Origin of the sequence: Halothiobacillus sp., assembly GCF_027346185.1 — a bacterium.
Classification (GTDB): domain Bacteria; phylum Pseudomonadota; class Gammaproteobacteria; order Halothiobacillales; family Halothiobacillaceae; genus Halothiobacillus.
In genome coordinates this window covers 1-7,011 of the sequence record NZ_DAIESY010000031.1, presented here as the reverse complement: position 1 = coordinate 7,011, position 7,011 = coordinate 1, and the positions used below count along the sequence as shown (strand labels likewise).

Genomic DNA, 7,011 nt, shown 5'->3' with positions numbered 1-7,011 from the left:
GCAAAGGCTGCAAGCACCTGGACGCTATCCGCATCGCTGGCCAGTTGGTGCAGGTGTGCAATAAAGGGAAGAAGCCGATCAAGAAGTGTCCGAAATATCAGGAGGCAGAATGACCAGTACAAAGGTTGGAATGGATCGTCTGGACAATTGGGCGCGCTGGGGAAGGCGCGGAGAGATTGCAGCTATTTCATCCCACTTCTACGCGCCGAAAGCGGCGGTATGTGGGAATTACCTGCCGGATGCTGGTGATGTGTGGAATGACGGCAAGGTTGATGTCCCTCTGGATGAAGCTGATGCTGTTATCGTCGAGCGCCTGGTGATTGCGTTGCCAATGCAGATGAGGCTGGCCGTGACTCATTGGTACTTTGGCCGCCCGGCAACATTGGGCATCAGCCGGTACACATTGCGCGAATGGGTGGAGCAGGCTGCGCGAAAGTTGAGTGGAACGGGATTTGAAAAATAAGTTGCACATTTCCCAAAATCTGATATGATGTTCTGCGTGAGGGATTCGCTCGCCCATAATTTTCGTACACCGGCTCGCGTGAGTTTACCCGCAGTCGGTTTTTTTTCGTCTGAAAAGAAAAATGGAAATCGAACTCATAAAAACAGGGCTGCTGATTCCGTATGCAAGGAATAGCAGAACTCATGACGATGCGCAAGTCTCACAAATAGCCGCATCCATTAAAGAGTTTGGGTTCACAAATCCTGTGCTGATAGATGCCGACAACGGCATTATCGCAGGGCATGGTCGCGTCCTGGCAGCGCAAAAGCTGTCGCTTGAATTTGTGCCTTGCATACGGCTTGCACACTTATCAGAAAACCAAAAACGCGCATACATCATCGCAGACAACAAACTGGCACTAAACGCTGGTTGGGATGACGAAATGCTACGCCTCGAATTGGCGGAGCTCGAGGAAGATGGCTTTGATTTGGATTTGACCGGATTCTCGCTTGATGAGATTTCGGATTTGCAAATTGAAGAAATCGAAGAAGGTCTGACAGATGAAGATGCTGCGCCTGAATTAGCGCCGGAACCAGTTACCAAACTTGGTGATGTGTGGCTGCTTGGAAAGCATCGCGTGATGTGCGGCGATAGCACGAGCATTGATGATATGGCGCGCCTCACAAACGGCGTTTTGGTCGATATGCTTCTAACTGACCCGCCCTATAACGTGGCGTATGAGGGAAAAACAAAGGATTTTTTGACAATCAAAAACGACCAGATGGGCGACATCGACTTTCGCCAATTCTTGCGTGATGCTTATACCGCAGCAGATAGCGTGATGAAGCCAGGTGCTGTATTTTATATCTGGCACGCAGATTTGGAGGGATATAACTTCCGTGGCGCGGCTAATGATGCTGGTTGGGAAGTTCGTCAATGTTTGATATGGAAAAAACAGTCTTTCGTTCTTGGTCGACAAGATTATCACTGGCAGCACGAGCCGTGTCTGTACGGTTGGAAAGAAGGTGCTGGCCATCTGTGGGCGGCTGATCGCAAACAGACCACAATATTAGAATTTGATCGCCCGAGCAGAAATGGTGATCATCCGACGATGAAGCCTGTCGCACTGTTTGAGTATCAAATGCTCAACAACACCAAGGGCGGCGATATTGTGCTGGACAGCTTTGGCGGGTCAGGAACAACAATCATCGTAGCAGAAAAAAATGGCCGCGTTGGTTACGCAATGGAACTCGATCCAAAATATTGCGATGTAATCGTCAAACGCTGGCAGGAATTTACTGGCAAGCAAGCGGCACTTGAAAGTGATGGACGAACTTTTGATGAGGTGATGAGCTGTGGCATACAGTGACACAGAATGGGAAATAGTCCGCGCATTTTATGAACGCGGGCTTTCTTTGGCAGAGATTGTCGCAAGGCCAGAAGTCAATATCAAAGACCGCAGTTCTATCAGCAAGCGAGCAAAACAAGCTGGATGGATTAAAGGCGAAAAATCAACACTTGTGCAGGCTGAAGTAGAATCTAAACAAAAACTTGCTGAAATTGTTGAAAAAAAATCAACACTAAATTCAACAGAGCTTGAGATTCATAACATCATTGTTTCAGAGATGGCTCATGACAACGCTTTTTTCCGCAAAGCAAGTCTGATAATCGCACAGAAGGCGGTTAAAAAAGTGCAGTCCGAGGATTGCTCGATGATGGAATTAAAGGCGGCTCAAGAGTTGGTTGGTAAGGGCAAAGAGAATATTTACGGCAAATCCCCCGACACCGCCATCCAGATCAACAACGGCAACCAGCCGATAACCGAGATTCGGAGAACGATCATTGATCCTCGACATACCAACGGCGAGGGTATTTCTTCCGCTGACTGAGTCATCGCGCTACAAGGGCGCATGGGGTGGTCGTGGATCGGGCAAATCGAGCTTTTTCGCGGATCAGGTAATACTGGCTGCTGCCACTCGCAACGTGGACATTGTATGCTTACGTGAAGTGCAGCAAACGCTGGATGAGTCGGTCAAGAAGCTGCTGGAAGACAAGATCGAGTTGTTCGGACTTTCCGAACGGTTCGACGTGCAGCACAACAGGATTATCGGGCCATTCGGCAACCGCATAATCTTCATGGGCATGAAGGATCAGAATGCCCACAGCATCAAATCGCTGCAAGGTTACGGCATAGCCTGGTTCGAGGAAGCGCAGGCCATGAGCCACCGCAGCCTGGAACTGCTGAGGCCGACGATCCGAGAACCTGGTTCAGAGCTGTGGTTCAGTTGGAACCCGGACACTGAGGATCGGGCGATAGAGCAGTTTCTGCGTAGTGAAACGCTACCGCCTGATGCAATAGTGGTAGAAGCAAACTGGCGTGACAATCCGTGGTTTCCGCCAGAGCTGGAGGCAGAGCGCCAGCTTGACTTCAAGATGTTCCCGAAACGCTATAGGCACATTTGGGAAGGCGAGTTCGGTCAAGATGGCGATCCGTTCTTCCTTGAAGAAAACCTACTCCGCGACGGCCAACCTGTCCCGTACCCGACTCGCTGCGATACAGTATTCGCGATCATCGATACCGCGGTCAAGGATGGCCTGGAACATGATGGCACGGCGGTTGTGTTCTGCGCCAAAGATAGCCGCGCTGAGTCACCAATTACGATACTAGACTGGGACGTGATCCAGATTGAAGGCTATCTGCTTGAATCCTGGCTGCCGGGCATATACATGCGGCTGGATGATCTGGCAAAGCAAACGGGCGCACGCTACGGGTCTGCTGGGACGTGGATTGAGGATAAATCCACTGGTTCTGTGCTGATCCAGCATGCCAGCAATCGCGGCTTTACGGTCGAGGCAATCGATAGCAAGCTGACGGCATTGGGCAAGGAAGGGCGGGCAATCTCTGCCAGTCCGTACGTATACAAGGGCGAGGTAAAGCTCTCTGAGCATGCGTATAACAAGGTGACGAGCTATCGTGGTATGACCAGGAATCACCTGCTGGCGCAAGTGTGCCAATTCCGGATTGGTGTCAAAACTCCGCACACAATGGATTTGCTCGATGCATTTACCTATTCCGTGATGCTTGGGCTTGGCGATTCGAGCGGTTATTGATCTCAAAGTGGGAAAAAGTCAAAATCGCTCGTCGGGCGGTATCAATCAAAGTGGGAAACAATGACCAATCTGCACGCTATTTTGTGTGCAAAGTGGTAAACGGGGTAATTTATGGGATTTGACAGCGGCATTGACGGCGGCGGATATGCAAGCCTCGGGCTGTCGGATTACTCTGGCTCGGAGTTGATGGCGGTATTGACCGGCATGCAGGACATTCAGCCGGGGCAGTCGCCCAGTTACCAGGCATGCAAGACCCTGTACGCCTACCACCCGATAGCTTCCCGGATGGTGGACAAGCCGATTGAAATGGCGCTATCCCAGAAGCGTGAAATTACCGTTTCAAATGGCCCAGAAGAGGAATTGAAGCTGGCGTTTGACAAGGCTTGGCGCAAACTGGGCGTGGTCGGTGGCGATACGCTGATCTACCGCATTGCGCAAATCAGCCGAATCTACGGAATCGGCACGCTGGCGGTGAACGTGGTGGACGGTGGCACAAAGGCCAAAACCAACGAGCCGCTGCCAGACGACCTGTATCGTCATGATCTGGCGTTCTACATTTTCGACCCGCTGAATACCGCTGGCTCGCTGGTGCTGAATCAAGATCCGCATGCGGTTGATTTCATGCATCCCCGGCAGATTGCTGTCGGGTCAGAGTCGTGGAGCAATACAAAAGCGCTGGTGCTGATGCACGAGCAACCCATTTGGATTCAGTGGTCTGATTCGGCATTCGGGTTCGTCGGGCGGTCTGTGTACCAGAGGGCGTTCTACCCCCTCAAGACGTTCGTTGCATCGATGATTGCGGACAACCTCCTGCAAGAGAAGCTGGCGCTGCTGGTGCATAAAGCGAAGTCCCCCGGTTCGATCGTTGACCGTCGGGCGCTGAGTTGGTTCAGCCTCAAGCGTGAAGCGATCAAGGGAGCCAAAACCGGTAACGTGGTGCAGATTGGCGTCGAAGAGGATCTGAACAGCATCGACCTCGACCATGTGCATACCGCTGGCGAGTACAGCCGGAACAATTGCCTCAAGAACATCGCATTGGCGTCTGGCATGCCTGCCGTGCTGCTGAACGAGGAAACGCTGACCAGCGGATTTGGTGAAGGCACCGAGGATGCCAAGCAGGTGGCACGATACATCGATCGGGTGCGCATCGAGATTGATCCGGCGTACCAGTTTCTGGATGCCATCTGCCAGCGGTTGGCGTGGAATGAGGAATTTTACGCTGAGATTCAGCGCAAATACCCTGAGCAATATCGAAATCTGAGTTACGAAGCGGCGTTTTTGGACTGGAAAGACGGGTTTTCTGCTGAATGGCCGAATCTTCTGACCGAGCCAGACCATGAGAAAGCCAAAGCGGCTGAATCGCGCATCAAAACGGCTACCGATGTGGCTGACCGGCTGATTGCGATTGCCGATCCCGAAAACAAGGCCATCATCGCCGAATGGCTGGCAGGCGTGGTGAACAACGAAAAAGAGCTGGCGAACAATCCGCTGATGCTCGACATCGAGGCATTGGCCGCATACGAACCGCCCATGATGCAATTGGGTGAACCTGATGCCGCAGCAGAGTGACCTGCAGCGCGAGCTGACCGAGGCTGTCCGTGAGTTTTCGACAAACGGATTCCGTTCGGCAGAGCAGTTGCAATTCTGGATTGCCAGACTGCGCAGGATTCTGACCGGCCAGCAACAGGTCAGCGCATCGCAGGTTGCGAGCGCCGTATTGCGCGGCGTGTACCGCAAGGCCGTTACTGGCGGCATCAAAAAATATCATCCCGGAATCAGCGTCAGGACAATCGAGGATATCGAACCCCGGCTGCGCCCGATCCTGCAAGCCCGGATATTCGCCAGTGCTGACCTGATCAAGCTGAACCGCGAACAGGCCATTGAAACCACATTGCGGCGGTTCAGTGGATGGGCAAGTGCGCAGACCGGCTCCGGTACTGAAGTACGAGAGGCTAAAGCGCATATCTACAAGAATCTACGGCAATCTAACTATGAAGAACGCCGGATGATGATTGACCAAGGGCACAAGCTGCTGGCTAGCATCAATCAGACTGTTGCCGAAGGGTCAGGGGCGATAGCGGTAGAGTGGCATTCGCACTGGCGGCAGGCTGGGTATGATTACCGACCAGACCACAAAGAGCGCGACGGCAAAATCTACCTGCTGCGCAATTCATGGGCGCGTGAGCAGGGATTCGTCAAGCCGGGTGCGAATGGGTATTACGACGACATCACTCATGTGGCAGAAGAGCCATACTGCCGCTGCTTTGCAAGTTATCTGTACTCGCTCCGCCAGCTGCCCAGCGACATGCTGACCCAAGCTGGACGTGACAAAATCGAAAGCGTGAAAAATGCCATCAGTTAGCGCCAAACAACACCGGCTGATGGAATGCGCAGCTCACAATCCGGGCGGCTGCGGTGGCGTGCCTGAATCTGTCGGCAAGGAATTCGTGAAGCACGATTCGGTGCCAGAGCAGCGAACCGAGATGGACATTGCCAAAGCCATGCGTGACGGTGAACTGATCAGCCCGCAGCGCATCGGCCAGATGTGGCTATTTGATCTGCGAGTAACTGGAACTGGTGTCAGTTACCGGCAATCGCTGGATGAGTACGTCTACCGTCCGCCGGAACTGTATCTGACGGATGAGTTTCTGGAGCGATGCAACGGTGTCCCGGTGATATTCGACCACCCGGAAAAAGGCATGCTGGATACCGAGGAATACCGGCAGCGTGCAATCGGCAGCCTGATGCTGCCATACATTCCACAGCGCAATGATGATAAGCATCTCACTGATGAGGTGTGGTCGATTGCGCGAATCTATGACGGGGATGCGGCTGAACTGATGCAGACCAGCCACATTTCCACGTCTCCCGCAGTCGGGCTAAACGCTGCGGGTAATTCGAGGTCCGTCACGCAGGATGACGGCTCGACATTGCTCATCGAGGATAAGCCACCGATCCTGGATCACCTCAGTGTTTGCGAGGTTGGAGTTTGGGACAAGGGCGGCGAGCCACGAGGCGTTAATTTCTGACTGATCCAAAGGAGTAACACATGACCACCGAAGCCGAAAACAAGCTGCGCGAGCATGAACATGCCGGCACCGAATCGCGGAAAGACAGCGAGGAAATGCCGGTCTGGGCTGCCGACATGATGAAGAAGTTTGATTCCCTGCATAGCCGTTTCGACGCGTTCGAGCGGAAAGACAGCAAGGATGAAGGCAAAGACCCCACTCTGACCACCGAAGGCAAGGTCAAGAAGGATTCCGAGAAAGCTGCCGAAGGCGAAGAAAAGGCCGCCGAGAAAGAATCCAAGGCCGAAGCCAAGGAAGAACACAAAGCCGCCGAAGCCATCAAGGAAGCCGAAAAGGACAACCGCAAGGAACAGGAAGATGAGCGCAAGGCCGAACGTGAAGATCGCGCTCGTGCTGATGCTGCCCTGTCTGCCCAGAATCGCGAACTGC

8 protein-coding genes are annotated in these 7,011 nt (G+C 53.1%); all 8 read left to right on the top strand.

Translation table 11 applies throughout. The features are described 5' to 3' along the window. Positions 1–109 precede the first annotated feature (109 nt). Positions 110–463, top strand: coding sequence for a hypothetical protein (locus M7R55_RS02260; protein WP_298218130.1), 354 nt, complete (start codon positions 110–112; stop codon positions 461–463). A 121-nt stretch (positions 464–584) separates the two neighbouring features. Next, positions 585–1,811, top strand: coding sequence for a site-specific DNA-methyltransferase (locus tag M7R55_RS02255; RefSeq protein WP_298218129.1), 1,227 nt, complete (start codon positions 585–587; stop codon positions 1,809–1,811). Beyond that, positions 1,798–2,331, top strand: a complete 534-nt coding sequence (locus M7R55_RS02250; RefSeq protein WP_298218126.1) for a hypothetical protein — start codon at positions 1,798–1,800, stop codon at positions 2,329–2,331. The genes M7R55_RS02255 and M7R55_RS02250 overlap by 14 nt, the downstream gene beginning before the upstream one ends. Next, complete coding sequence (locus M7R55_RS02245) at positions 2,285–3,553, top strand: PBSX family phage terminase large subunit (RefSeq protein WP_298218124.1); 1,269 nt, start codon at positions 2,285–2,287, stop codon at positions 3,551–3,553. Before M7R55_RS02250 ends, M7R55_RS02245 begins: the two co-directional genes overlap by 47 nt. 111 nt (positions 3,554–3,664) lie before the next feature. Beyond that, the gene (locus tag M7R55_RS02240; protein ID WP_298218122.1) at positions 3,665–5,122 is read left to right on the top strand and encodes a phage portal protein; all 1,458 of its coding nucleotides are present in this window, start codon (positions 3,665–3,667) and stop codon (positions 5,120–5,122) included. Beyond that, on the top strand, positions 5,106–5,915 hold the full coding sequence (locus M7R55_RS02235; RefSeq protein ID WP_298218120.1) for a hypothetical protein: 810 nt from the start codon (positions 5,106–5,108) through the stop codon (positions 5,913–5,915). The genes M7R55_RS02240 and M7R55_RS02235 overlap by 17 nt, the downstream gene beginning before the upstream one ends. After that, on the top strand, positions 5,902–6,582 hold the full coding sequence (locus tag M7R55_RS02230) for a hypothetical protein (protein WP_298218118.1): 681 nt from the start codon (positions 5,902–5,904) through the stop codon (positions 6,580–6,582). The genes M7R55_RS02235 and M7R55_RS02230 overlap by 14 nt, the downstream gene beginning before the upstream one ends. Positions 6,583–6,602: 20 nt before the next feature. Then, positions 6,603–7,011: hypothetical protein (locus M7R55_RS02225; RefSeq protein WP_298218116.1), on the top strand; the 409-nt coding region annotated here is incomplete at its 3' end.

Excerpts from the sequence above, each read along its gene's own strand:
- M7R55_RS02240 (WP_298218122.1), top strand. The coding sequence starts at position 3,665 with ATGGGATTTGACAGCGGCATTGACGGCGGCGGATATGCAAGCCTCGGG.
- M7R55_RS02230 (WP_298218118.1), top strand. The coding sequence starts at position 5,902 with ATGCCATCAGTTAGCGCCAAACAACACCGGCTGATGGAATGCGCAGCT.
- M7R55_RS02255 (WP_298218129.1), top strand. The coding sequence starts at position 585 with ATGGAAATCGAACTCATAAAAACAGGGCTGCTGATTCCGTATGCAAGG.
- M7R55_RS02235 (WP_298218120.1), top strand. The coding sequence starts at position 5,106 with ATGCCGCAGCAGAGTGACCTGCAGCGCGAGCTGACCGAGGCTGTCCGT.
- M7R55_RS02260 (WP_298218130.1), top strand. The coding sequence starts at position 110 with ATGACCAGTACAAAGGTTGGAATGGATCGTCTGGACAATTGGGCGCGC.